Source organism: Agrobacterium tumefaciens, from assembly GCA_025560025.1.
GTDB lineage: Bacteria > Pseudomonadota > Alphaproteobacteria > Rhizobiales > Rhizobiaceae > Agrobacterium.
The window spans coordinates 1,064,613-1,090,700 of the sequence record CP048486.1 but is presented as its reverse complement, the minus strand read 5'-3'; the positions used below and the strand labels follow the sequence as shown (position 1 = coordinate 1,090,700).

The window sequence follows — 26,088 nt, the reverse complement described above, 5'->3', positions numbered from 1 at the left end:
AGGAGGCTTTGGATCACCATGCTTGAATTGCGAAACGTCTCGAAGATGGCGGGTGGTGAATATCATATTCACCCGACCGATCTGACGTTACAGCGCGGAAGCCTGAACGTCCTGCTTGGACCGACACTTTCGGGCAAAACGACGCTGATGCGGCTGATGGCCGGGCTGGACAAGCCAAGCGGCGGCACGATCTTCTTTAACGGGGAGGACGTGACGGGATGGCCGGTGCAGAAACGCAACGTCGCCATGGTCTATCAGCAATTCATCAATTATCCGGCGCTGAGCGTTTACGAAAACATCGCCTCGCCCATGCGCGTTGCTGGCAAGGATCAGGCGACCATCGACAGGGAAGTGAGGAAAGCCGCCGAGCTTCTGAAGCTGACACCCTATCTCGACCGCACGCCACTCAATCTTTCCGGCGGCCAGCAGCAGCGAACGGCACTTGCCCGCGCCATCGTCAAGAACGCCAATCTGGTTCTGCTCGATGAGCCGCTGGCCAATCTCGATTACAAGCTTCGCGAGGAATTACGCGAGGAACTACCGCGCATCTTCGCCGAATCCGGTGCGATCTTCGTTTATGCGACGACCGAACCTTCCGAGGCGCTGCTTTTGGGCGGCAATACCGCAACGCTCAATGAGGGCAGGGTAACGCAGTTCAGCCGCACCATCGAGGTTTACCGGCGCCCGGTGGATATCGTCACCGCGGAAATTTTTGCAGACCCGCCGCTCAACACCATCGAGGTCGTCAAGGCGGGCGGTGCATTTACCCGTGCTGACCAGGCAGTGATTGCGGTGCCGGCGCATCTTGCCGCCGTGCCGGATGGACCTTTGACCATCGCCTTCCAGCCGCATCATCTTTTCCCGCAGGCGAAGGGCGAGGCGCGGCAATCCATCCGGGCGCGGACGCTGATTTCGGAAATTGCCGGGTCGGAAAGTTTCGTCCATGTGGAGTTTTCGGGCCGGCGCTGGGTCATGCTGGCGCATGGCATTCACGACATCGAGCCGGACAGGGATATCGAGCTGTTTCTCGATACACGGCACCTGATGGCTTTTGATGTAGACGGCCGCGCCATCGGCAAAGCGGCGTAAGGGAGATCGGTCATGGCACGCATCACGCTCGATCACATCCGCCACGCCTATAATGCCAAGGCGCAGGCCGCTGGCGACTATGCCCTGAAAGAGGTGCATCACGAATGGGAGGATGGCGGCGCCTATGCGCTGCTCGGCCCTTCCGGCTGCGGCAAGACCACGCTGCTCAACATCATTTCCGGGCTGCTGCGTCCTTCCGAAGGCCGGATCGCCTTCGATGGAACGGACGTGACCGATCTCGCCACCGAAGACCGTAACATCGCGCAGGTGTTCCAGTTCCCGGTCGTCTACGACACGATGACGGTCTATGACAATCTGGCCTTTCCGCTACGCAACCGGCATGTGCCGGAAGCCGAAGTTGACCGCCGGGTGCGGGACATCCTTGAGATGACCGATCTGTCCGGCATGGCCAAACGCCGCGCCCGCGGTCTGACGGCGGACCAGAAGCAGAAGATTTCGCTGGCGCGCGGGCTGGTGCGCTCCGACGTCAACGCCATCCTCTTTGACGAACCGCTGACGGTGATCGATCCGCATATGAAATGGGTGCTGCGCTCGCAGCTGAAGCGGCTGCACCGGCAGTCCGGTTTCACCATGGTTTATGTCACCCATGACCAGACTGAGGCGCTGACCTTCGCCGACAAGGTGGTGGTGATGTATGACGGACAGATCGTTCAGATCGGCACGCCGGCCGAGCTTTTCGAACGGCCGGGACATACGTTTGTCGGTTACTTCATCGGCTCGCCGGGCATGAATGTGCTTCCCGCCAAGATAGACGGCGCGACCGCGGTGGTCGGCGGCCTTGGTGTGCCGCTTGCCGGTGTACCAAAGGTCGATGGCGCGCAGCGCATCGAGATTGGTGTCCGCCCGGAATTTATCCGGCTGGAGCGGGGCGGCATGCCGATCATCGTCGACAAGGTCGAGGATATTGGCCGGCAGAAGATCGTGCGTGCCCGGTTCGCCGGTCAGAAACTCGCGATCGTCGTTGCCGAAGACGAGGAAATCCCGGCGGAAGCGGGTGTTCGCTTCGATCCGGCCGCCATCGGCGTCTTTGCCGATTCCTGGCGCGTGAAGATGGGGGCCTGACCATGGAAAAGAGCTGGAACAACAAGGCGTGGTTCATGGTGCTGCCGGTGCTGGTGCTGGTTGCCTTTTCCGCCGTCATTCCGCTGATGACCGTCGTGAATTATTCAGTGCAGGATACGTTCGGCAACAACCAGTTCTTCTGGGCCGGAACACAATGGTTCGAGGAAATTCTGGCATCGGACCGGTTCTGGGATGCGCTGGGGCGCAACCTGCTATTTTCCGGCATCATTCTGGCGATTGAAATTCCGCTCGGCATCTTCATCGCGCTCAAGATGCCGAAATCCGGCATCGGCGTGCCTGTTTGCCTTGTCACCATGGCGTTGCCGCTGCTGGTACCGTGGAATGTCGTGGGCACGATCTGGCAGGTCTTCGGCCGCAGCGATATCGGCCTGCTCGGTTATTACGCCAATCAGCTGGGGCTTGATTACAACTATGTCAACGATCCGCTCGATGCCTGGATCACCGTCGTCATCATGGATGTCTGGCACTGGACGAGCCTTGTCGTGCTCCTGTGCTACGCCAGCCTCGTGTCCATTCCGGATGCCTATTATCAGGCGGCAAGGATCGATGGCGCATCGCGTTTTGCGGTGTTCCGGTTCATCCAGCTGCCAAAGATGAAGCGGGTGTTGCTGATCGCTTTCCTGCTGCGCTTCATGGACAGCTTCATGATCTATACCGAGCCTTTCGTCGTCACCGGCGGCGGTCCGGGCAACTCCACCACCTTCCTGTCCATCGATCTCGTGAAGATGGCGCTCGGCCAGTTCGACCTCGGGCCGGCTGCGGCCATGTCGCTGATCTACTTCCTCATCATCCTGCTGCTGTCCTGGGTGTTCTACACCGTCATGACCAGCCACGACGCGGAGACTTGAGACATGAGCGCCTCTGATGTCACCACAGGCATGGAACGGATGGGAAATTCGCCGGTAAAAGCCGCCTCGGCGGGATTATCAGGCATTGCCGCACGCTCGCGCCGCCGTCACGGACCATCGCGCTTTTCCTGGCTGGTGCCGACGATCTATATCATCCTTCTGCTGGTGCCGATCTACTGGCTCATCAATATGAGCTTCAAGACGAATGCGGAAATCGTGTCGTCCATGACGCTTTATCCGCACCAGCCGACGCTTCAGAACTACCGGACGATCTTTACCGATTCCTCCTGGTACTCGGGTTACATCAACTCGATCATCTACGTCGTTATGAACATGGTGATATCGGTTGCCGCAGCGCTTCCGGCGGCCTATGCCTTCTCGCGTTACCGTTTTCTCGGTGACAAGCACCTGTTCTTCTGGCTGCTGACCAACCGCATGGCGCCGCCCGCCGTTTTCGCGCTGCCCTTCTTCCAGCTCTATTCGGCTTTCGGGCTTATCGACACGCATATCGCCGTGGCGCTGGCGCATTGCCTGTTCAACGTGCCGCTGGCGGTGTGGATCCTCGAAGGTTTCATGTCCGGCGTGCCGAAGGAAATCGATGAGACCGCTTATATTGACGGCTATTCCTTCCCGAAATTTTTCGTGAAGATTTTCATGCCGCTCATCGCCTCCGGCATCGGTGTCGCCTGCTTCTTCAGCTTCATGTTCTCGTGGGTCGAGCTGCTGATCGCCCGCACGCTGACGACCACGGATGCAAAACCGATTGCCGCGACGATGACACGCACCGTTTCCGCCGCCGGCATGGACTGGGGTCTGCTTGCCGCTGCCGGTGTGCTGACCCTGATACCGGGCGCGCTGGTTATCTGGTTTGTGCGCAATTACATCGCCAAGGGCTTCGCGCTGGGGAGGGTTTGACCATGACGAAGATGCCCGATTTTACCTGGATGGCGTGGACCTGGCAGACGGCTGCCTTTTTCGGTGCCATCGCCGTGCTGCTGGTCGGCATGTGGTTCTGGGAACGTCTCTCGCCCGGCGGCAATCCCCGCTTCGGCCTGTTGCGCTTCGAGACGACGCGCGGCGACAGGCTGTTCATCTCGCTGCTCGGCAGCGCCTTCATTCATCTCGCATGGCTCGGGCTGGTCGGCCCGAACCTGTGGTGGGCTCTCGCTCTGTCCGCGGTCTACGCCATCGGCGTTTTCCGTTTTGTCTAGAGCAGGAAAAAGGTGCGGCGGAGGAAAACCGCACCCGCAGACTTCATGCAATCGCAACCCTTGGGAGGACTGATATGCGACGGCATCTGATGACGACGACGGCAGCCATGCTGCTGGCAATGACGGGTTCCGCTTTTGCCGGAATGGAGGAAGGAAAGCAGTTTCTGGACAAGGAAATCGGCGACATGTCGTCCCTTTCCCGTGCGGAGCAGGAAAAGGAGCTGCAATGGTTTGTCGATGCGGCAAAACCCTTTTCAGGCATGGAAATCAAGGTGGTTTCCGAATCCCTGACCACACATGAATATGAATCGAAGGTTCTGGCTCCGGCCTTTACCGCCATTACCGGCATCAAGGTCACACACGACATCATCCAGGAAGGTGACGTCGTCGAAAAAATCCAGACTCAGATGCAGACCGGCCAGAACCTCTATGACGGCTGGGTGAATGACAGCGACCTTATCGGCACGCATTGGCGCTACCAGCAGGTGCGCAACTTGACCGATTTCATGGCCAATGAGGGCAAGGACGTCACCAATCCCGGCCTCGACCTCAAGGATTTCATCGGCAGCGCCTTTACAACGGCGCCGGACAAGAAGCTCTACCAGCTTCCCGACCAGCAGTTCGCGAACCTCTACTGGTTCCGTTACGACTGGTTCAACGACGACAAGAACAAGGCCGATTTCAAGGCCAAATACGGTTATGACCTCGGTGTTCCGGTCAACTGGTCGGCCTATGAGGATATTGCCGAATTCTTCACCGGCCGCGATGTCGGCGGCAAGAAGGTCTTTGGCCATATGGACTACGGCAAGAAGGACCCGTCACTCGGCTGGCGCTTCACCGATGCCTGGCTTTCCATGGCGGGTAACGGCGACAAGGGCCTGCCGAACGGCCTGCCGGTCGATGAATGGGGCATCAAGGTCAACGAAAAGTCGCAGCCGGTCGGCTCCTGCGTGGCGCGCGGTGGTGATACCAACGGTCCGGCTTCAGTCTATTCCATCGAGAAATATCTCGAATGGCTGAAGAAATATGCGCCGCCGGAAGCGCAGGGCATGACCTTCTCCGAATCCGGACCGGTGCCGGCACAGGGTAACATCGCCCAGCAGATCTTCTGGTACACGGCCTTCACCGCCGATATGGCCAAGCCCGGCCTGCCTGTCGTGAACGAAGACGGTTCGCCGAAATGGCGCGTCGCGCCTTCCCCGCATGGCGTCTACTGGAAGGACGGCATGAAGCTCGGTTATCAGGATGTGGGTTCGTGGACGCTGATGAAATCCACCCCCGACGACCGCGCCAAGGCCGCGTGGCTCTATGCGCAGTTCGTGACCTCGAAGACGGTCGATGTGAAGAAGAGCCATGTGGGTCTCACCTTCATTCGTGACAGCACTATCCATCACCAGAGCTTCACGGACCGTGCCGCCAAGCTCGGCGGTCTGATTGAGTTCTATCGTTCGCCGGCCCGCGTGCAATGGTCTCCGACCGGCACCAACGTTCCTGATTATCCGAAGCTGGCACAGCTGTGGTGGCAGGCAATCGGCGATGCGTCGTCCGGTGCGAAGACCGCTCAGGCCGCGATGGACTCGCTCTGCGCCGAACAGGAAAAAGTCATGGCCCGTATCGAGCGTGCCGGCGTGCAGGGCGATATCGGTCCGAAACTGGCGGAAGAACACGATATCGACTACTGGAACAAGGACGCTGTTTCGAAGGGCAATCTGGCGCCGCAGCTGAAGATTGCCAACGAAAAGGAAAAGCCGGTCACCGTCAATTACGACGAACTGGTCAAAAGCTGGCAGAAGTAATCTCTGCATGAAATCTTAAACCGGGGCGGCAAGCCGCCCCGGTCATTGCGTTTGAAAGGGAGTGACATAATGGGCGGTTATATTCTGGCGATCGATCAGGGAACGACATCGACACGGTCGATGGTCTTTGATCGCGACATGCGGGTCATCGGTGTCGGACAGCGAGAATTTCCGCAGCATTTCCCGGCCTCCGGCTGGGTGGAACACGATGCAGAGGATATCTGGAAAAGCGTGCTCGAAACCATCCGGCTGGCGCTCGCCGATGCCGGCATCGCCGCTTCCGACATCGAAGCGATCGGCATCACCAACCAGCGTGAAACGACGGTGCTCTGGGACCGTAACACCGGCGAGGCCGTGCACCGGGCGGTGGTCTGGCAGGATCGCCGCGCTGCGCCCATTTGCGAAGATCTGAAACGACAGGGGCTGGAGCCGCTTTTTTCGAAAAAGACCGGCCTGCTGCTCGACCCGTATTTTTCCGGCACCAAGCTCAAATGGCTTCTGGATAGCGTCAGCGGCCTTCGCGAAAAAGCCGTGAAGGGCGAAATCTGCTTTGGCACGGTCGATAGTTTCCTGATCTATCGCCTCACCGGCGGTCGTCACCATGTGACCGACGCGACCAACGCCTCGCGAACGCTGATCTACAATATCGAAGACAATGCCTGGGATGACGAGCTGCTGTCCATCCTCGATATTCCTCGCGCCATGCTGCCGGAGGTGCTGGATTGCGCCGCCGATTTCGGCGTGACGGACAAGTCGCTTCTGGGCGCGGAAATCCCGATCCTCGGTGTGGCGGGCGACCAGCAGGCGGCCGTGATCGGTAATGCCTGCTTCGAACCGGGCATGATGAAATCGACCTACGGCACCGGCTGTTTTGCGCTTCTTAACACCGGAACCGACCGGGTGACTTCGACTAATCGGCTGCTCACGACAATTGCCTATCGTCTCGATGGGGTGACGACCTATGCGCTTGAAGGCTCAATCTTTATTGCGGGTGCCGCGGTACAATGGCTGCGTGACGAGCTGGGCTTCATTTCGGTCGCCTCCGAAGTCAGCGCGCTTGCCGAAAAAGCCGATCCCAAGCAGCGGGTCTATCTGGTGCCGGCTTTCACCGGCCTCGGCGCTCCCTATTGGGATGCAGAGGCGCGGGGCGCGATTTTCGGCCTGACGCGTGGCACCGGACCTGCGGAATTTGCGCGTGCGGCGCTGGAAAGCGTTGCCTATCAGACTTTTGATCTGCTGGACGCCATGCGCAAGGACTGGGCGGGCGACAATGGCAAGACGGTGCTGAGGGTCGATGGCGGTATGGTCGCCTCCGACTGGACCATGCAGCGGCTGGCCGATGTTCTCGCCGCACCGGTGGACCGGCCTGTCTTTCTGGAAACCACCATTCTGGGTGCGGCCTGGCTCGCTGCCTCACGCGCCGGTATCTGGCCGGATCGTGAAGCCTTCGCCGCCCATTGGAAACGCGACCGCCGTTTCAATCCCGATATGGACGAGACAGAACGAAAAAATGCCATCGCCGGCTGGCGGGATAGTGTCGGTCGCTGCCTTTCGCGGCGGGATGGCTGACAGAATTTACACGAAACTGCCCGGTGCGATGCTCTTGCTGGAAACGAGATCGGAAAGGGCGCGCACCAGTTTCGTGTCGGTGCCCTTGCTGGGCTGAAGCACGAATTCAACGTCTTCGAGCGCCGGCAGCACATCCGCCGCAATCTCCTTGAGACCGGCGGGCGCCATGCTGCGCGGTTGCACCAGAATGCCCATGCCCGCCCTTGCGGCAGCGGTCAATCCACTGAGACTGCCACAGGTACAGACGATGCGCCAAGCAAGACCGGCCCGGTCGAGTGCTTCCTGCGCCGCCTTTCTGGTAATGCTCGGTGGTGGAAAGGCGATCAGCGGCAGGGCGTCGGGCTGGCTCAGCATCCGCTCCGGGTCGCGGGCCAGCCAGACCAGCGGTTCGCGGTAGAGAAAATGCCCAAGCTTGTCGCCGAGCCGGCGTTTGGCGAGCACGACGTCCAGCTCGCCATTATCCTGCATCTGGTAAAGCACGCCGCTCAGCGAAACCGTCAGTTCCAGATCCACCAAAGGATAAAGGCGGATGAATTCTTCCAGAATGGCGGTCAGCCGACTGGCGACGAAATCCTCGGAAACGCCGAGCCTTAAGCGCCCGCGCAGGCGGTTCTCGCTGAACAGTGAGGACACCTTGCTGTCGATTTCCAGCATGTTGCGGGCATAACCGAGCAGCGCCTCACCTTCACCCGTCAACCTTACCTGATGGGTGCTGCGCGCGATCAGCCGGCGGCCAAGTGTGGCCTCAAGCCTTTGAATATGTTGGCTGACAGTGGATTGGCCAATGCCCAGCCGTTCAGCAGCCAGCGTGAAGCTGCCGGTTTGCTGAAGCATGACGAAGCTGGCAAGATGTTGAAGGTTCAGCATTTATCTGGAATCGCGATAACTGTTAATCTTTGCATCCAAATTCATGATGAGCGATAGTAACGCGCGTTTCAAGCAAAACCGATGCCGGAAAGACTTCCCATGACCCGCTTCCTGCCCGACCGCTTCACAATGATGCTGGTTGCCACCGTGATTTTGGCCTCGTTTCTGCCCATCAGCGGAGAGCCTGCGGACTATTTCGGGCTTGCGACGAAGCTGGCGATCGCATTGCTGTTCTTTCTGCACGGCGCCCGGCTTTCGCGGGATGTGGTGATTGCCGGTATCCTGCACTGGCGCCTGCATCTGGCGATCCTGCTCGTCACCTTCGGCCTTTTCCCGCTGCTCGGCGTGGCGATCGGTTTCATTCCCGAAAATATTCTGCCTGCGCCGCTCTATATGGGTGTGCTGTTTCTCTGCGTTCTGCCATCCACCGTGCAATCTTCCATCGCTTTCACCTCCATGGCTGGAGGAAACGTGCCGGCTGCGATCTGTTCGGCTTCCGCATCGAATATTTTCGGCATGTTCCTGACCCCGCTGCTGGTCGGCCTGCTGTTTACGGTGGGCGGCCATGGCGGCGGATTCTCGCTGGATGCTTTCCTGCAGATCTTCCTGCAACTTCTGTTGCCGTTCATCGCCGGTCAGGTGCTGCAGCCGTGGATCGGCGACTGGATCAGGGCGCGCAAGAAGTTGCTGTCCCCTGTCGATCGCGGTTCCATCCTGATGGTAGTCTATCTTGCCTTCTCGGACGCCGTCATCGAAGGCATCTGGCAGACGTTTTCCCTGCGTGATATCGGCGTGGTCATCGTCATCAACATCGTGCTTCTGGCGCTTGTTCTCTGTGTCACGATGTTCGGCAGCCGCGCGCTCGGTTTCGACAAGGCGGATGAAATCACCATCACCTTCTGCGGCTCGAAAAAGAGCCTCGCCAGCGGCGTGCCCATGGCGGGCGCGATTTTCGCCGGCCAGAGCATTGGCGCAATCGTCCTGCCGATCATGCTTTTCCACCAGATTCAGCTGATGGTCTGCGCGGTGCTGGCCCAGCGTTATGCCCGAAAGGCCCATGAAAAAGCGGCCATATCGGAGGCGGCGGCTGCAGAAGGCGCGGTCGTCTCCACCCGCTGAAGGGTGAATTTTCATCAAATAAAAACGGCCCCATGACGGGGCCGTTCGTTTGATATCCGGATCGGCTTAGTTGACCTGGGCCGGCGTGATCTGTGCTTCGATCGTCTTCGGCGCATCGGCGCTGTCGGACGAGATCGCGATGCGGCGCGGTTTCATGGCTTCCGGAATGTTGCGGACGAGATCGATGTGAAGCAGGCCGTTCTTTAAGGAAGCGGTCTGGACTTCGACGTGGTCGGCCAGCTGGAAGCGTCGTTCGAAAGCGCGTGTGGCAATGCCGCGATACAGGAACTCACCTTCGGATGATTTCTCATCTGCGGCCTTCTCGGCCTTCACCGTCAGCGTATTGGCGCGGGATTCGATGCTTAGTTCGGTTTCATCGAAACCGGCAACAGCCATGGTGATGCGATAGGTATTCTCGCCGGTCCGCTCGATATTGTAGGGCGGATAAGACTGGGCCTGTTCGGGTTGTCCGAGGCCGTCGAGCATCGAGAAGAGACGGTCGAAACCGACGGTGGAGCGGTAAAGGGGGGAAAAATCGACGTGACGCATGGTGTCCTCCTTATGAAGCGACTGTTTGCGGTTAAGCCCGGCGTCCCGTTCTGGCGACGGCCGGACATATGGCGCGGTCCCGTTCTGGCGACCGCATGAATGAGATGGGAATGGCCCGTCGCCACGTCAAGGGGGGTGCGGCGAGGGCGAAAAGGCGAATGGCAAGATGAACCATGGCTGAACGTCAGGTTCCGGCATCGTTCAGTTTGAGAGCCATAAAACTTCAGTCATCGGAGACATTCTCCGTGGACAGAAGCAATAACGTCCCTTCTTCTTCTGTCTTACTGGCCGGAACCGCGACTGCTTTAACCGACGGTTCCGGCAATTTTTTCTTTGACCTTCGCTTGCCGTCGACCTATCCCGAGAGGGCAGAAAAGCCGGAAAAGACCGATGATCGAAGCCACATTGCGCGAAAGCGAAGACAACCCGGTTCCCGGCAACCATACCGTCGGTTATTTTACCGGCGATCGCGGCAAACAGCTTCGATATGCGATCTTCCGCGCCAGCCGGCACATTGCCCGTGGAACCGTCGTTCTGCTGCATGGCCGGAACGAATGTATCGAAAAATACTTCGAAACGATCAACGATCTGACAGCCATGGGGTTCTGGGTCGCGACCTTTGACACGCGCGGGCAGGGCGGTTCCGAAAGGCTGCTGAAGAAGCCGGGTGCGGGGCATGTCCGGCGGTTCTCCGACTACCAGCGGGATATCAGCCTTTTTCTCGAGCAGGTGGTGTTGCCGGATACGCGTCTGCCATTCTTCATGATCGCCCATTCCACCGGCGCGCTTGCAGCACTTGCCGCCGCACCCCGTCTGTCGAACCGGATCGACCGCCTGGCGCTTTGTTCGCCATTCATCGAGCTGGACAGTCAGCAATCCGTTCCGTCGTCTGTCATCCGGCTGGTTTCGACGGCCCTAAGTCTCGTCGGCCTTGGAAGGGTTCAGCTCGGTAAGGACCAGCGCGAACGGGATTTCGACGGTAACCCGCTGACTTCCGACGCCAGACGTTTTGCCAGGAATCTTTCGCTGCATCGGCAGTTTCCGGAATTGTTCATTGGTGCGCCGACGGCGCGTTGGGTCTATGAAGCCTTGAAGGCCATGGCGCGGGTAACCCGCCAGGACCACCTGACAAACATAACCATTCCGACCCTTATTCTCGCGCCGATGCTGGATACGATCACGCCCTATAAGGCGCAGGAGGAACTGTCGCGCAACTTCCGGGCGGCGCAGCTTCTTCCCATAACCGGCGCGCGCCACGAATTGCTGCATGAGCGCGACGTTTTCCGTAAACAGGCGCTGGCGGCCATCGACGCCTTTTTTGCGCCGGAGTGAATGGCCGCCGACACGAAACGATTTATAGTTTCGAGAGAATGGCGAGTGCCTGTTCGTGCACGGCTTTGGAGCCCGCGGCTAGAATGCGGCCGCCATCTTCCGGACGCCCGCCATCCCAGGTGGTCATGACGCCGCCAGCCTGTTCGACCACCGGAATGAGCGCGCCGACATCATAGGGCTTCAGACCGGACTCGATCACCAGATCGACATGACCGGCAGCGAGCAGGCAATAGGCGTAACAATCCACGCCATAACGGAACAGGCGGACCTGTTCTTCCACCTTTTCATAAAATGGCTTTTCTTCTGCGGTGAAGATATGGGGCGTGGTGGTGAACAGCACCGCATCCGACAGCGAAGTGCATTCGCGCGTGCGGATCCTGCGCTCGCCATCGGGGCCGAAATACCAGGCCGCTTGACCATCGGCAAAATAACGTTCTTTCGTGAAGGGCTGGTCCATAACGCCCATCGTGGCGCGGCCGGCCGACTGGAAGCCGATCAGCGTGCCCCAGACAGGCACGCCGGAAATGAAGGCGCGTGTGCCGTCAATGGGGTCGATAACCCAGATATGCTCGCGGTCGAGACCGACATTGCCATGTTCTTCACCAAGAATGCCATGCTGCGGAAAGTGCGCCTCGATCAGGGCGCGAATGGCGCTTTCAGCAGCCTGATCGCCTTCCGTTACCGGATCATAGCCGCCATCCTGCTTGTTGGTGACGGCAATGCCCGTGCGGAAGCGGGGAAGCGTTTCAGCGCTGGCTGCATCGGCAAGTTTGAAGAAGAAATCCCGGTCGGGCAGCATATGGAACCTCATTGCCTGAATCATTGGGGCCTGGACTGTATGGCAAGATGCATAGACTGGAATCACATCCGCCGTCCACTCGTACGGTTGCCGGAGTAGAGGTTTCCATATTTTCGGCATAAGCCTAAAAAATATGCATGAAATAAATTGATTGACAATTGTGCATTCAATGCATAACGTCAAGCTACAGTCTTTGACTGTAAATACCCTCCTTGGGTGTTTCCTCCCTAGACTTGACCGCGCCAAGGCGCGGTTTTTTTTGCCCGGCGCGCGGCCAGGAAATCTGGAATAAGCGTATGAACTATCGGGGGAATTCGGCGTTATTCGGCGGCGAGCGAGGTCTCGATCGCATAATCCGAAACGAAGACGCCAAGCTGGCGCATGAAGATTTCAAGCGATGCCTGAATGGCTGGAAAATCGGCTTTCTTCGAAAGCGTCTTTTCATCGACATAAAGCGCCCGGTTGACCTCGATCTGCAAAGCATGGAGGGAGCGGATCGGCCGCCCGTAATGTTCGGTGATGAAGCCGCCGGCATAGGGCTTGTTGCAGACCGCAACGAAACCCAGCTCCTCGAGAAAATGCAGGGCGGCGCGGGAGACTTCCTGGGAAGCGCTGGTGCCGTAACGGTCGCCGATAATCACGTCCGGCCGCAGGTTCGAGCCCGCGACGCGGATATTGCCCGGCATGGAATGGCAATCGATCAGGACCGCCATGCCGAAATTGGCATGGGTGCGGGAAAGAAGCCTGCGCAGGCAGGCGTGGTAGGGTTTGTAGATCGTCTCGATACGCGACAGCGCCTCATCCACCGGCAGGCGGTGGGCATAGATGTCCATGTTCTCGGCGACGATGCGTGGCACCGTTCCGAGGCCGCCGGCCACCCGCATGGAACCTATATTGGCATAGGGCGGCAGGGTGCCTTCGAACATGCGCGGATCAAGCTCGTAGGGCTCGCGATTGACGTCGAGATAGGCGCGGGGAAAATTCGCCTTCAAAAGCGGCGCGCCGATTTCGGGCGCTGCGGCGAACAGCTCGTCGACGAAGTGATCTTCCGAGCGCCGGATCTCGTGCGAATCAAGCCGTGCCGATTCCAGGAAGGAGATGGGGTAACAGCGGCCGCTATGGGGTGAATTATAGACGAATGGCAGGGTTTGAACGGCAGGTTCCGTTACTTCGAACAGCTCATATTCACCCGTTACCCAGTCCATTCAGACCCATTTACCATGTCGCAAACAATCAGGATGATCATGTTGCCAGTTACAGTGCGGCAAGTCCATACTATCGCCCATATAGCGCTATACCGATTCTCGTCTTCACAGGATATTTACCGTGAAAATCCTATAATCGGGCTAGGGTATTCCAAACATTGAGCAGTTACGGTCACTTAACGATGAATCAGAAAATTCTTCTTGCTGAAGACGACAACGATATGCGCCGCTTCCTCGTCAAGGCGCTGGAAAAAGCCGGTTATAAGGTTTCTTCCTTCGACAATGGCGCCAGCGCCTACGACCGGCTTCGCGAGGAGCCCTTTTCGCTGTTGCTGACCGATATCGTCATGCCTGAAATGGATGGTATCGAACTGGCCCGCCGTGCGACCGAACTCGATCCCGACCTGAAAGTCATGTTCATCACCGGCTTTGCAGCCGTCGCCTTGAACGCCGATTCGAAGGCTCCGAAGGACGCCAAGGTGCTTTCCAAGCCTTTCCATCTGCGCGATCTGGTGGATGAGGTGAACAAACTCCTTGTGGCGTAAGGGGTCTCAAAAAACCTTCATAAAACCGAAAAAAAGCAGTTGACGCATGAACCGGTTTTGTGGTCTATCCGCCGCCACGGAGGGCGTGTAGCTCAGCGGGAGAGCACTACGTTGACATCGTAGGGGTCACAGGTTCAATCCCTGTCACGCCCACCATCCGAATTTTTGAAAAGGGTTTCTGAGCAATCAGAAACCCTTTTCTCGTTTCCAGCCAGTGTTTGGTCAAAGTTCTCCCTGCCCTTTTCGAACCCCCCGAAGGATGGTTTATCTTGGCGGCAACCTCCTCCACCTTTAATGCGCGCAATAAATTTCACCATCAAAAATAAAATTCACATGCATTGACGAGCGTTTGGTTTCCAGATATCTCAAGTCACATGCAATAAATTACACCACTCAAAATTTATTGCGGATTAAGTCATTGTCCTTGGGAGGGGAATATGTTGGCTTTTCTGAAATCGACCGTTGCTGCGGGTGTTTTTGCCGTGGCGATTTCTGCTGCTGCCGGTTCTCCGGCCGCCGCTGCGGGCAAATTCGCCTGCGAGCCGGGTGAAACCTATGTGATGAACGTCATGGTTTCCAGCCATCCCTATTGGGTGCCGGTCTTCGAGGGGTTCAAGCAGGCTGCGAAGGCTCTGGGCTGCGAGGCGGTTTTCACCGGCACGCCCGAATATGACATCACGAAGCAGATTGCCTCCTTCGAGCAGGAGCTGGTGAAAAAGCCGAAGGGCATTCTGCTGCATCCGATGCAGGCCGATCCCTTTATCGAGCCTATCAACAAGGCGATCGGCTCCGGCGTATCGGTCACGACTTTTGCGGCGGATTCGCCGAAGTCGAAGCGCACCGCTTATATTACCTCGGACAATGTCGCCGAGGCGAAATTTGCGGCTGACGAAATCGTCAAGAAGCTCGGCGAAAAAGGTGAATATGCCGTTCTGGAAAATCCGGGACAAAGCAATCACGATCTGCGCGTCACTGCCCTCATCGACTATATGGGCCGCACCTATCCGCAGATGAAGCTGGTCGGCCGCCAGGCAACCAATCAGGATTCGAACCTCGCCTATCAGGCGGTCGGCGCCCTGTTGCAGGCCAATCCCAATCTCGGCGCTCTGTGGATTCCCGAGGCAGGTTCGGCCGAAGGTGCGACGGCGGCCGTCCTTGAGGCGAAGAAGAAGGTCCTGATCCTGCATGCTGATATCACCCCGGCCACGCTGGAGCACATCAAGCAGGGCAATATCTACATGTCCATCAATCCCAATCAGGGCGTTCAGGGCTTCATGGGTTTCATGAACACCTTTCTGGGTGCCCATTCGGACCTGATCGACCCGTTCAACGACTACAAGGTGTCCGGTTTCAACCCGATGCAGGTTCCGTCGATGGACAATGGTTTCGCCGTGATAACCAAGGCGAACGCCGCTTCCTTTGATCTCAATAACTATATGAAGGGGCGCTGACGCGCCGCCCTGAAACCGGCGAGGTTTAAGCCTCGCCGGCCAAAGGGGAAGCAGCTTCGGGAGGGCGTTATGGGCGAGGTCATCCTCAACATGACGAATATTCATAAGGCGTTCGGCCCCGTGCGGGCGTTGCGCAGTGCCGCACTTGAGCTGCGGCGCGGCGAGATCCATGCGCTGGCGGGTGAAAACGGCGCCGGCAAGTCGACGCTGATGCATATTATCGATGGTATTCTGCAGCCTGACGGTGGCGAAATACTGCTGGACGGCAAACCGGTGCGGATAGCCTCACCCAATGCGGCGAACCGGCTTGGTATCGGTTTCGTGCATCAGGAGATTGCGCTCTGCCCGGAGATTTCAGTTGCTGAAAACATGTTCATGTCGGAGACCGGTCAAAGCCGTTCCTGGTTCATGAACTATCGTGACCTTGCCAGGCGGGCGGCAACCATCCTCAAGGAAATCGGCGACATCGACCCTGCCAGCCGCGCCGGCGATCTGTCGATTTCGCAACAGCAGATCGTCGAGATCGCCAAGGCGCTGACGCTGGATTGCCGTATCCTGATCCTCGATGAGCCAACGGCGGCCCTGACCGAAACCGAGGCCCAGACCCTTTTCAGGATCATGCACCGGCTGGCTGAGCGCGGGATTGCCATCATCTATATCTCGCACCGGATGGCGGAAATTTTCGAACATTGCGACCGCATTACGGTGATGCGCGACGGTTGCCACATCAAGACGGCGAATATCGCAGAGATTTCCCCGGAGGAGGTCGTCAACAGCATGGTGGGGCGTGTTCTCGACAAGCTCTATCCGCCCAAGCTCGCGGAAGATGAAAAATCAGACGAGGTCATTCTTTCGGTTCGGGGTTTGAATGAAGGAAAGCGTGTTTTCGATGTCGATTTCGATCTGCGTCGGGGCGAAATCCTGGGGCTTGCCGGCCTCATCGGTGCGGGCCGAAGCGAGATCGCCCGGGCGGTCTGCCGGCTGGAGGGAAAACCGAAAGGCGAGGTTACGCTGCGGGGGCGGCCGCTGAAGCTGAAAGACTATCGTGACAGCATTCGCGAGGGGCTCGTCTATCTCTCCGAGGATCGCAAGGGCGACGGCTTGTTCCTCAATATGTCCATCGCCGCGAATGTCTCCGCACTCGATATCGGCAGGATATCGAATGGCATGGGCTTCATTGAGCGTCGCAAGGAGATGAAGCGTGCCGATGAGCTGGGACGGCGGCTGAAATTGCGGGCGAACAGCGTTGGCGACGCGGTATCGACCCTGAGCGGTGGCAACCAGCAGAAGGTGGCGCTGGCCAAGATGCTGTCGGTGGAACCCGAGGTCATCTTTCTGGACGAGCCGACACGCGGTGTGGATGTGGGCGCCAAAGCCGAAATCCATCGGCAGATCCGGGAACTGGCGCGTGAGGGCGTGGGCGTGGTCGTCATATCCTCGGAACTGCCGGAACTCATCGGCGTCAGCGACCGCGTGCTGGTCGTGCGCGAGGGGCGCATCACCGGTGAGGTGGAGGGTGAGGACATGACGGAAGAAAAGATCATGCAGCTTGCATCGATCAATATTGCAGAGAGCCCTGTCGGGGCCTGAGGGAGCGGGAAAATGGCAACATCGGAAACACCTTCGGGCATAGCTGAAACGGCGGTTCGCCGTACCGGCTGGTGGGAACCCGCGCTCAAGGCTCGGGAAACCGGGCTCATCGTCATCATCCTCGCGCTTTTTGCAGTGATGTCGTTCATATCGCCGTATTTTCTGACCGTGGACAATCTGCGGGCCATGGCCATGGTCTTCGCCATCGAAAGCATCGTCGTTGTCGGCATGACGATCCTGCTGATCTCGGGCGGCATCGATCTTTCCGTCGGCTCCGTCACGGCGCTTGCCATGGTGGCGGCTGGCTGGCTTTTCCTCAACGGTGTTGATCCCTGGGTCGCGGCTGGGCTGGCGATCTGCCTGACGACATTGGTGGGCATGGCCATGGGATTTCTGACAACGGTTGTCGGCCTGCATCATTTCATCGTGTCGCTTGGCGTTATGGTGATTGCGCGCGGCGTTTGCCTGCTGGCAACGGGCGGCCGCCCGCTCGGCCTCTACTCGCTGCCGCCGGAATTCAAGTTCATCGGCCAGGGCGCGCTTGGCGGCATTCCGCTGGTGCTGATCATATTCGCGGTGGTTGTCGTTTCCTTCGATCTCCTGTTGCGCCGAACGACGGCATTCCGCAAGGTGTTCTATACCGGCAGCAATCCCAAGGCCGCGGCCTATTCCGGCATTCGCGTCGGCCGGGTCGTCTTTGCCACCACCACGCTTTGTTCGATGCTGGCAGGCGTTGCGGGCGTCATATACATGGCGCGCTTCGGCTCCGCCCAGCCGAGCTTCGGCATCGGCATGGAACTCAACGTGATTGCGGCTGCGGTCATCGGCGGCGCCAGCCTCTCGGGCGGTTCAGGCACCATTCTGGGCGCGATCCTCGGTGCGATCCTTCTTTCGGTCGTTTCCAGTTCGCTTGCCTTGCTCAATGTGTCTGTCTACTGGCAGGACATCATCAGGGGCAGCATATTGCTGACTGCGGTTCTGTTCGACCACTATCTGGTCAAGCGTCGCCGCTGAACGCCCGTTGAGTGGCGATGGGTAACTGGAGAAAGACGATCATGCTGGACATCAAGGACGATTTCGATCAGCAGCGACAGATATATTCCGTCCTGGTGCTGCATTTCATCGAGGGTGTGAAGCAGTCGGAAATCGCCGAGCGGCTCAATCTTTCCCATACCAAGGTCAACCGCATGATTGCGGCCGGCCGTAAGGCGGGCATGGTGAAAATCACCATCGCCAGCCCCTATCAGCGGCTGGTGGACCTTGAAAACGAGATCACCCAGCGTTTCGGCCTCAGGCAGTCGGTGGTGACGCCAACAGTCTCCGATAATCCGGAAACCGCCTTGCAGATGGTGGGTCGGGTAGCCGCCAACCACTTGCTGGAGACTATTCGTGACGGCGATGTGATCGCGATTACCGGCGGCAAGGCGGTGAGTGCCGTTGTCGACAATCTGGAGGCGGAGCGCCGTTTCGATGTGCGGGTGGTGCCGCTGACCGGCGGTGTGCAGGGCAAGCACTATACGGATGTCAATCATCTCGCCACGCAACTGGCAGAAAAGCTGGGCGGCAGCGCATCGCTCGTTCATGCGCCATTGTTTGCCGAGGACGAGGAACAGCGTGATCTGCTGATGAATGTCGCATCGATCCGTGAGGTATTCGACTTGGCGCGGCAGGCGCAGGTGGCGCTGGTCGGCATCGGTTCGGTGGAAGCGCCCGGTTCCGGCTATTACGATCTTCTGCCGGATGCGGCCCGTGGCGGGCAGGCGCTGGTGGATGCTGGTATTGCCGGCGAATTTCTTGCCCATCTCACCATGGCGGACGGGCAACTGGCGCGTATCGATCTCAATTCGCGCGTGGTGGCGCTGGACCCCGGGCAACTCGCCCGGTGCCCGAACATCATCGGCGTGGCGGCAGGCGCCATCAAGGCCGGGCCGGTGGCGGCCACGCTTGCCGGCCGCTATCTGACCTCGCTCGTCGTGGACGAGGCGATCGCCGGTTATTTACTGGATCAGGAAGAAGGGGAAACTTCGTGACGGACAATGCAATATTGACCCGGACAATCGGCGGCAGCGGCATTGGCGCATCTGCCGTGGGGCTGGGCACCTGGGCCATCGGCGGCTGGATGTGGGGCGGCACCGACGAGCGGCAATCCATCGCCGCCATTCAGGCCTCGATTGATGCCGGCATTTCCCTGATCGACACCGCGCCGGCCTATGGCATGGGGCTCGCAGAAACCATTGTCGGCAAGGCGATTGCCGGCAGGCGCGACAAGGTGGTGCTGGTCACCAAATGCGGCCTCGTCTGGCACGTGAACGAGGGCGCTTATTTCTTCCATCAGGATGGTAAACCCGTTCACCGTTATCTTGGTCCTGCCTCTATCCGTTATGAGGTCGAAGAAAGTCTGAAACGGCTCGGAACCGACTATATCGATCACTACGTCACCCATTGGCAAGACGCCACGACGCCGATTGCCGAAACGGTTGGAGCTCTGGTGCGGCTGAAGGAGGAGGGGAAAATCCGCTCCATCGGGGCAAGCAATGTCTCGCCCGGCGATCTTGAGGCCTATATCGCCACCGGCGCGCTTGATGCCATTCAGGAAGAATATTCCATGGTGAAGCGGGATATCGAGACGACCCTGCTGCCGCTTTGCCGAAGGAATGCTGTCTCGGTTTTGAGTTATTCGTCCCTCGCGCTTGGTCTCCTGTCGGGCAAGGTTGGGCCTGAGCGGGTCTTTGCGGAGGATGACCAGCGCCACGGCAATCCGCGCTTCAGCCAGGCGAACCGCGAGAAGATCGCGCGGCTGATGCGGTCGCTGCAACCCGTGGCCGAAGCGCATGCGGCGTCGATAGCGCAGGTGGTGATTGCCTGGACGATTGCCCAGCCTGGCATCACCTTCTCGCTGTGCGGTGCGCGCGATCCGGCTCAGGCGGTTGAAAACGCCGCTGCGGCCCGCCTGCGACTTACTGAGGGTGAACTGGCTCTCATCAGCGCCGGTGTCGCCGAGCATCTTGTCGGGCTCGATACTTAAATCATGTCGCTGAGACGGGGCCTCGCGAAGACAAGATAATTTTTCGCCTCCCGTCTCTCCTGTCGCTTTAAACGGTCAACAACATTGGGACGCTGGTCATCAGCCGGCGAACGGTATTTCTATGCCCAGTTTTCGCGAGGACGCTCTGCGCCGTATCCGGCTCGACGGTGATTTCGACGCCGTCGTCATCGGCGGCGGCATCAACGGAATTGCCGCCTATCGTGATCTTGCCTTGCAGGGGCTGCGGGTGCTGCTGGTCGAGCGTAACGATTTCTCCTCCGGTTGCAGCGCCGCACCCTCGCGCATGATCCATGGCGGCCTGCGTTATCTCGAAAACGGTGAATTCGGCCTCGTTGCGGAATCGTTGCGGGAGCGAGATGCACTTCTGAGGCTTGCGCCGCATATGGTTCATCCGCTGCCGACGACAATTCCGATTTTTTCGACTTTCAGCGGCCTGTTCAACGCGGCGGCAACCTTTGCCGGCTCCGGCGGCAAACCGGCCAGCCGGGGGGCGCTCGCCATCAAGGCGGGCCTCATGCTCTATGACTTCGTTACCCGCAAAAACCGCATCCTGCCTCGCCATGAGTTTCGCAGCGCGGGCAAGACGCTGGAGCGTTGGCCGGGTCTAACCCCGGGGATCAGATATTCGGCAACTTATTACGATGCCTGGATCAGCCAGCCCGAACGGCTTGCGCTGGAGCTTCTGATCGACACTTGCGCCGATGCGCCACAAAGTATTGCGCTAAACTATGCCGAGCTTGTCCGTCTTGATGGTGAATATCGACTTCGGATTGAGGGAATGGACGAAACCCTGTCGATCCGGCCAAGGGTCATCGTCAATGCGACCGGCGCCTGGATCGATGAGACGATTGGTGCGCTGACCGCCGCCCCGGCGGCGGAGAAGGCAAAACCGACCGTTTCTGGAACCAAGGGATCGCATCTGATCATCGCCAATGAGGCGCTTCTCAAGGCCCTGAACGGCCATATGATCTTTTTCGAGAATGCCGACAACCGCGTCTGTATCCTTTTTCCCTATCTCGGCCGGGTTCTGGCCGGCTCCACCGACATAAAGGTGGAGCGTCCCGAGCGGGTGCGATGCGAGCCCGAGGAGCGAGATTACATTCTCGAGGCGATCCGTCAGGTCTTTCCGCGGATTACTGTCGACCATTCCGACATCGTCTTCAGTTTCAGCGGCATACGCCCGCTACCGCGCAGTGATGCCGCCTTTACCGGAAGAATTTCCCGCAGCCATTTCGTCCACCGCGTTGCGGGCGATCCGCCGCAATTCTGCATGATCGGCGGCAAGTGGACGACCTTCAGGGCCTTTGGTGAACAGGTGACCGACGATGTTCTGGCCTTTCTCGGACGCAAGCGGCGGGCCGACACGATGGACCGCCCTATCGGCGGCGGCAGGAATTTCCCCACCGGGGCGGGACGCCTGCCGGCCCTGCTGGTGGAGGAGTTTTCAATCGGGAGGGATAGGGCTGAGCATCTGGCGTTGGCCTATGGTTCACGCGCACTCGAATTGATGGGCTTTTGCCGGGCCCGCCCGGATGATGCACCGCTTTGCGAAAATCTGCCAATCACGGCCGCCGAGCTGGTCTGGTTGATCCGCTCCGAACATGTCCGGCACCTGACCGACCTCATCCTGCGACGCACGACGCTTGCCATCACCGGCGTCATAGATGCCGATCTGATCGATGCGATCCTGAATGTTGCGGTGCGCGAGTTGGGCTGGACGCCGAGCCAAGCGGCGGCGGAACGGCAGCGGCTCATTGATGAGCTGGAGACCTTTTACGGCGTCACGCCGGCAATGCTTCAACACAGATGCAAGGAGAATGCATGATGATGCGGATTTCGAAAAAGGCGCGCATGAACCGGCTGTTCCGCAATGGCGGATGCCTGGATGTGGCCATCGATCACGGGGTTTGCAACGAACCGAGCTTCCTCGTCGGGCTGGAAGATATGGCGCAGACCGTCGACAGGCTGGTGGAGGCCGGTCCCGACGCCATCCAGATGGTTTACGGCCAGGCGGATCTGCTGCAGCAGAGGCCGGAGCGGGACAAGCCGGCGCTCGTCATGCGCATCGACATGGGTAACCCTTACAATTCCACGCGCCACAGAACCATGTGGTCGCAGCTTCAGAATTATCACGATCCGATCATCGGTGCGCTGGAGATGGATGCCACCTGCGTTGTCGTTAATCTGTTCATGCTGCCTGACGAGCCGGAGCTGTTTCGCCAATGTGTCGAAAATATCAGCCGCGTGCGGGCCGATTGCCATCGTTTCGGCATGCCGCTGATGATCGAGCCGCTGGTGATGCTGCCCAATGATGTGCGCGGCGGGTATCAGGTGGATGGCGATGCTGAAAAGATCGTCACGCTGGTGCGTCTTGCTTCGGAAATGGGAGCCGATATCATCAAGGCCGACCCGACCAGCAACCCGCATGATTTTCACCGCGTGATCGAGGCGGCGCGCTGCCCGGTGCTGGTGCGGGGCGGAGGGCGTGAGGATTTGCGCAACGTGCTGGCGAAATCGGCGGCGCTGATGGCCGAGGGTGCGAACGGAATGGTTTATGGACGCAACATCTATCAGCATGACAATCCGAAGGCCGTCGTTGCGGCCTTGATGGCCATCATCCACCAGGGTGCGGGCGGTGAGGAAGCATGGGACATCTATAATCGTGGCTGATAAAAATCACATATTGGGTCTGGATGTCGGCAATACGGTGATCAAGGCCGTGTTGTTCGACACGGCGGGCCGGCAGGTTGCGCAACACGCCATTGACGGCCATTCCACATTTCCGCAGCCCGGCTATGTCGAGCGCGATCTTGAGGAATTATGGCGCAATGGATGCGAGGCAATCCGTGAGCTTCTGGCGAAATCCTCCGTCGACCCCGCAAGCATCCTTGCGGTCGGCTGCGCCGGCCATGGCAACGGTCTCTATCTCCTGGACAAGGGGCAGCAGCCTCTGATCGGCATCCAGTCGCTCGACAGCCGCGCCGCCGATGTGGCGGCCGAGCTTGACCGAAAAAGCGGAGCGCAATTGCAGGCCCGTTGCCTGCAGCGGCCATGGCCAGCACAAACGCCCAGCCTGCTTGCCTGGGTAAAACGACATGCGCCAGACATATATGCGCAGACCGGAACGGTGCTGTTCTGCAAGGACTTCGTCAACTTCCGCCTGACGGGGTGCCTCGCGAATGATATTTCCGATCTCAGCGGTGCGGGGTTGCTTGCCTTCCCCGAAGCGAAGCTCGACCGGGAACTTCTGGCGCTCTACGGGCTTGACGATGCGGTCGATTTTTTCCCACGCCTCGTGGAATCGGCGGATATCGTCGGCCATGTAACAGCTGAGGCTTCGGGTCTGACGGGGCTTTCTCAAGGCACGCCCGTTATCGGCGGTTTCTTCGATGTCGTCTCCAGCGCCATGGGGTCGGGTGTCATCAATGCCGGGGAAGCTTCCATCATCGCTGGCACCTGGAGCATCAATCAGGTTTTCGCGGATAAGCCGGTTGTCAGCCCCGATGTCTTCATGGTCACGACCTTCGGCCGCAACCGCTATGTCAATATCGAATCCAGCGCCACGTCCGCAGCCAATCTCGAATGGTATGTGCATCGTGTTCGGGCCGACCACGGCGACCATGCCTTCGAGCGCTGCAACGAGCAGGTCGGTTCCGTCACGCCACGCGGCGACGATCCGTTCTTCCACCCGTTCATCTTCGGCTCGCGGCTGGGCGCGGAATTCCGCGGCGGATTTTACGGTCTCGCGGGCTGGCACGGCGAAGGCCATATGTTGCGAGCGCTGTTCGAGGGGGTATGTTTCGAACACCGTCGCCACATCGGCGTCCTGCGTGAAGCGGGCCTGCCTGTCGAGGGTGCCGTGATGTCCGGCGGCGGTTCCCGCAGCCAGCACTGGCCGCAGATCATGGCGGATGTTCTGGGAATTCCCCTGCGGGTCGCGGAGGCCCGCGAGACCGGTGCGCTTGGTGCGGCAATCGGTGCGGCCGTGGCGATCCGTCTTTATCCCGACTATGAAGAGGCAGTCGCGGCGATGACGCGTGTGGCCAATGCATATCAACCGGATGCGGGCCAGATCACGCATTACCGGCGGCGCTATGGCCTTTATACGCAGCTGACCGAACAGCTGCGCAGCTTCTGGAGCGACCTGCGTTTGCAGGAGCGATAGTCGCTCCGCCAGAAGGCCCCGTGGCGCGCATCAGCTGCGCCACGGCTGGAAGTCCGGGCGGGAAATGGAAGATGGACTTTGTCTGCAAATTGAGCATCTTATTCCTGCAAGCAGCAATGGGATGATCAACAGCAGATGGATATCAGGCGCCTGAAATCGTTTATCACGATTGTCGACATGGGTAGCATAACAAGAGCGGCTGATGTGCTGCATATTGCCCAGCCGGCGCTCAGCCAACAGCTGGCGAGTATCGAGGAGCATTTCCGCCAGAAACTTTTGACCCGAAGCCAGCAGGGCGTTGTCATGACCGATGCCGGCAAGGTCGTCTACAGGCATGCGCAGGTCATTTTGCGGCAGATGGAGCAGGCGCAGGCGGAGGCTCTGGAAGCGGGCGCTGTGCTTTCCGGCAAGGTGTCGGTGGGTCTTGCGCCCTTCAGCAGCGCCGCCACGCTTTCGCTGCGTCTCATGGAGGAAACCAAGCGACTTCATCCCGGCATTCTGCTGCACATCACGGAAAGTGTCAGCCAGCCCTATAGCCAGATGATTATGAACGGCCGTCTGGAAATGGGTTTGATCCATGGCGTCGGGCCGATCCGGGGGGTCAAGTTCACGCCGCTATTTCGTGAGGAATTCGTGCTGGTCGTACATCGCAGCTTCGGCGTGGAACCGGGCGATGCGCCGGTCACGGTCGCCGATCTGGCGTTTTTGCCGTTCCTTCTGCCGCCGACCTATAATTTCGTGCGCCGCGCCATCAATCTCGCCTTTACCCGCAGCCGCAAGGATCTGATCGTGATGGCGGAGCTGGAATCGGTCAGGACCATAGCGCGCGGCGTGGATGCCGGGCTTGGCGCGACCATAACGCCCAAGGCCATCGCCGACCGTATCGTGGCGGAATCCAATGAGGACATCGTCGTCAGGCAGATCGCCAGCCCGATGATTGAGGAAACCTTGTCCTTCTGCGTATCGGACAATACGCCGCTCTCCGAGCCGGCGCTTGCCGTGAAGGAGATATTGCTGCAACTGGCGGAGACCCTGAAATAAAAGGGTCAGGCCGGTTTTAAAGCCACGCGCAGCACCGTTTCCCGGTGCCGCGCGTGGAAAAGATCAAAGCATTGCTTCCTTGCGGCAGTTCACCAGCAATTCGGCCACCGAAAGGTTGTTCGGCAGGCGAAGCAGGGTTTCGACCATTTCGGCGAGATCGTCCGGCTGGGTCATATCCTCGCGGCTGACTTCCGTTTCGCCAACGGTCATATCGGTTGCGATATAGCCGGGGCAAAGCGCGGTGGCACGTACGCCGCTGTCCCACAATTCCTGCCGGATGCCGTGGGTGAGGGCGACGACGGCGAATTTCGTCATCGCATAACCCACATTCGACCCCACGCGGCGTCCCGCCAGTGAGGCGACATTGATGACCCTGCCCTGTCCGGTTTTTACGAGATGGGGAATGGCGGCGCGGGTTACCCTCAGCGGACCCTTGACGTTGATGCGCCACATCTGGTCGAGGCTTTCTTCACCCGCATCCATGACCCGGACTTTGGGGTTGATGCCGGCGCAATTCACCAGCCCGTCGATCCGGCCATATCTGGTGGCAACGGCCTCAACCCAGGCCTCCGCCGAGCCAGCCTCTTCCGCATCGTAGCGATCGGCCGAAAGCCGATCCTTCACCGCAATGGCGGCCGGATTTCTCGCTCCCGCCGCGACGGTGAACCCGGCTTCGTGAAGCCTTTTGGCGATCGCAAGGCCAAGGCCCCGCGATGCGCCGGAAACCATGATGACACGGCCACTTCCTCCCAACATGCTGTT

24 protein-coding genes and 1 tRNA gene are annotated in these 26,088 nt (G+C 59.2%); 20 read left to right on the top strand and 5 right to left on the bottom strand.

What is annotated here, in order from left to right; all coding sequences use genetic code 11:
* Nucleotides 1–18: 18 nt before the first annotated feature.
* From FY152_18975 to glpK, 7 genes are all read left to right on the top strand, one after another.
* The gene (locus FY152_18975; GenBank protein ID UXS34231.1) at nucleotides 19–1,089 is read left to right on the top strand and encodes an ABC transporter ATP-binding protein; all 1,071 of its coding nucleotides are present in this window, start codon (nucleotides 19–21) and stop codon (nucleotides 1,087–1,089) included.
* Nucleotides 1,090–1,101: 12 nt separating this feature from the next.
* Complete coding sequence (locus FY152_18970; protein ID UXS34230.1) at nucleotides 1,102–2,172, top strand: ABC transporter ATP-binding protein; 1,071 nt, start codon at nucleotides 1,102–1,104, stop codon at nucleotides 2,170–2,172.
* Nucleotides 2,173–2,174: 2 nt separating this feature from the next.
* Nucleotides 2,175–3,041 (top strand): sugar ABC transporter permease, encoded by an 867-nt coding sequence (locus tag FY152_18965; GenBank protein ID UXS34229.1) that lies wholly within the window; start codon nucleotides 2,175–2,177, stop codon nucleotides 3,039–3,041.
* Nucleotides 3,042–3,044: 3 nt separating this feature from the next.
* A complete protein-coding gene (locus FY152_18960) occupies nucleotides 3,045–3,956 on the top strand; it encodes a carbohydrate ABC transporter permease (protein UXS34228.1) in 912 nt (303 codons plus the stop codon).
* A 2-nt stretch (nucleotides 3,957–3,958) separates the two neighbouring features.
* Nucleotides 3,959–4,252: a DUF2160 domain-containing protein gene (locus FY152_18955; GenBank protein UXS34227.1), complete on the top strand. Its 294-nt coding sequence runs from the start codon at nucleotides 3,959–3,961 to the stop codon at nucleotides 4,250–4,252.
* Between the two features lie 74 nt (nucleotides 4,253–4,326).
* Complete coding sequence (locus FY152_18950; GenBank protein UXS34226.1) at nucleotides 4,327–6,048, top strand: carbohydrate ABC transporter substrate-binding protein; 1,722 nt, start codon at nucleotides 4,327–4,329, stop codon at nucleotides 6,046–6,048.
* Between the two features lie 69 nt (nucleotides 6,049–6,117).
* Nucleotides 6,118–7,617 carry a glycerol kinase GlpK gene (gene glpK / locus FY152_18945; GenBank protein ID UXS34225.1) on the top strand — a complete coding sequence of 500 codons (1,500 nt, stop codon included), beginning with the start codon at nucleotides 6,118–6,120 and terminating at the stop codon, nucleotides 7,615–7,617.
* Nucleotides 7,618–7,623: 6 nt separating this feature from the next.
* Here the strand turns inward: glpK and FY152_18940 are convergent, their stop codons facing one another.
* Nucleotides 7,624–8,484: a LysR family transcriptional regulator gene (locus FY152_18940; protein UXS34224.1), complete on the bottom strand. Its 861-nt coding sequence runs from the start codon at nucleotides 8,482–8,484 to the stop codon at nucleotides 7,624–7,626.
* A 99-nt stretch (nucleotides 8,485–8,583) separates the two neighbouring features.
* On the opposite strand from FY152_18940, the gene FY152_18935 reads away from it, so the two are divergent.
* The gene (locus FY152_18935) at nucleotides 8,584–9,603 is read left to right on the top strand and encodes a bile acid:sodium symporter (protein UXS34223.1); all 1,020 of its coding nucleotides are present in this window, start codon (nucleotides 8,584–8,586) and stop codon (nucleotides 9,601–9,603) included.
* 66 nt (nucleotides 9,604–9,669) lie between these two features.
* Here FY152_18935 and FY152_18930 read toward each other — a convergent pair whose 3' ends face one another.
* Complete coding sequence (locus tag FY152_18930) at nucleotides 9,670–10,152, bottom strand: Hsp20 family protein (GenBank protein ID UXS34222.1); 483 nt, start codon at nucleotides 10,150–10,152, stop codon at nucleotides 9,670–9,672.
* Between the two features lie 390 nt (nucleotides 10,153–10,542).
* Here FY152_18930 and FY152_18925 point away from each other — a divergent pair, with 390 nt between their 5' ends.
* Entirely contained in the window at nucleotides 10,543–11,484 is a 942-nt protein-coding gene (locus FY152_18925; protein UXS34221.1) for an alpha/beta hydrolase, read from the top strand.
* A gap of 22 nt (nucleotides 11,485–11,506) precedes the next feature.
* Here FY152_18925 and hisN read toward each other — a convergent pair whose 3' ends face one another.
* On the bottom strand, nucleotides 11,507–12,283 hold the full coding sequence (gene hisN / locus FY152_18920; protein UXS34220.1) for a histidinol-phosphatase: 777 nt from the start codon (nucleotides 12,281–12,283) through the stop codon (nucleotides 11,507–11,509).
* Between the two features lie 320 nt (nucleotides 12,284–12,603).
* Entirely contained in the window at nucleotides 12,604–13,488 is an 885-nt protein-coding gene (locus FY152_18915; protein ID UXS34219.1) for an N-formylglutamate amidohydrolase, read from the bottom strand.
* A 182-nt stretch (nucleotides 13,489–13,670) separates the two neighbouring features.
* On the opposite strand from FY152_18915, the gene FY152_18910 reads away from it, so the two are divergent.
* The 11 genes from FY152_18910 (at nucleotide 13,671) to FY152_18860 (ending at nucleotide 25,326) form a co-directional block, all read left to right on the top strand.
* Entirely contained in the window at nucleotides 13,671–14,033 is a 363-nt protein-coding gene (locus tag FY152_18910; GenBank protein ID UXS34218.1) for a response regulator, read from the top strand.
* An 81-nt stretch (nucleotides 14,034–14,114) separates the two neighbouring features.
* Nucleotides 14,115–14,189 (top strand) — tRNA-Val (locus FY152_18905).
* A 281-nt stretch (nucleotides 14,190–14,470) separates the two neighbouring features.
* Entirely contained in the window at nucleotides 14,471–15,484 is a 1,014-nt protein-coding gene (locus FY152_18900) for a sugar ABC transporter substrate-binding protein (protein UXS34217.1), read from the top strand.
* Between the two features lie 69 nt (nucleotides 15,485–15,553).
* On the top strand, nucleotides 15,554–17,074 hold the full coding sequence (locus FY152_18895; protein UXS34216.1) for a sugar ABC transporter ATP-binding protein: 1,521 nt from the start codon (nucleotides 15,554–15,556) through the stop codon (nucleotides 17,072–17,074).
* Between the two features lie 12 nt (nucleotides 17,075–17,086).
* Entirely contained in the window at nucleotides 17,087–18,088 is a 1,002-nt protein-coding gene (locus FY152_18890; GenBank protein UXS34215.1) for an ABC transporter permease, read from the top strand.
* Nucleotides 18,089–18,129: 41 nt separating this feature from the next.
* Complete coding sequence (locus tag FY152_18885; GenBank protein UXS34214.1) at nucleotides 18,130–19,104, top strand: sugar-binding transcriptional regulator; 975 nt, start codon at nucleotides 18,130–18,132, stop codon at nucleotides 19,102–19,104.
* Entirely contained in the window at nucleotides 19,101–20,099 is a 999-nt protein-coding gene (locus FY152_18880) for an aldo/keto reductase (GenBank protein ID UXS34213.1), read from the top strand. The genes FY152_18885 and FY152_18880 overlap by 4 nt, the downstream gene beginning before the upstream one ends.
* Before the next feature lie 121 nt (nucleotides 20,100–20,220).
* On the top strand, nucleotides 20,221–21,945 hold the full coding sequence (locus FY152_18875; GenBank protein UXS34212.1) for a glycerol-3-phosphate dehydrogenase/oxidase: 1,725 nt from the start codon (nucleotides 20,221–20,223) through the stop codon (nucleotides 21,943–21,945).
* 2 nt (nucleotides 21,946–21,947) lie between these two features.
* On the top strand, nucleotides 21,948–22,790 hold the full coding sequence (locus FY152_18870; protein UXS35110.1) for an aldolase: 843 nt from the start codon (nucleotides 21,948–21,950) through the stop codon (nucleotides 22,788–22,790).
* Nucleotides 22,783–24,285 (top strand): carbohydrate kinase, encoded by a 1,503-nt coding sequence (locus tag FY152_18865; GenBank protein ID UXS34211.1) that lies wholly within the window; start codon nucleotides 22,783–22,785, stop codon nucleotides 24,283–24,285. The genes FY152_18870 and FY152_18865 overlap by 8 nt, the downstream gene beginning before the upstream one ends.
* A gap of 135 nt (nucleotides 24,286–24,420) precedes the next feature.
* A complete protein-coding gene (locus FY152_18860) occupies nucleotides 24,421–25,326 on the top strand; it encodes a LysR family transcriptional regulator (GenBank protein UXS34210.1) in 906 nt (301 codons plus the stop codon).
* Nucleotides 25,327–25,389: 63 nt separating this feature from the next.
* On the opposite strand, the gene FY152_18855 is transcribed toward FY152_18860, so the two are convergent.
* A complete protein-coding gene (locus FY152_18855; protein UXS34209.1) occupies nucleotides 25,390–26,082 on the bottom strand; it encodes an SDR family NAD(P)-dependent oxidoreductase in 693 nt (230 codons plus the stop codon).
* Between the last annotated feature and the right edge of the window lie 6 nt (nucleotides 26,083–26,088).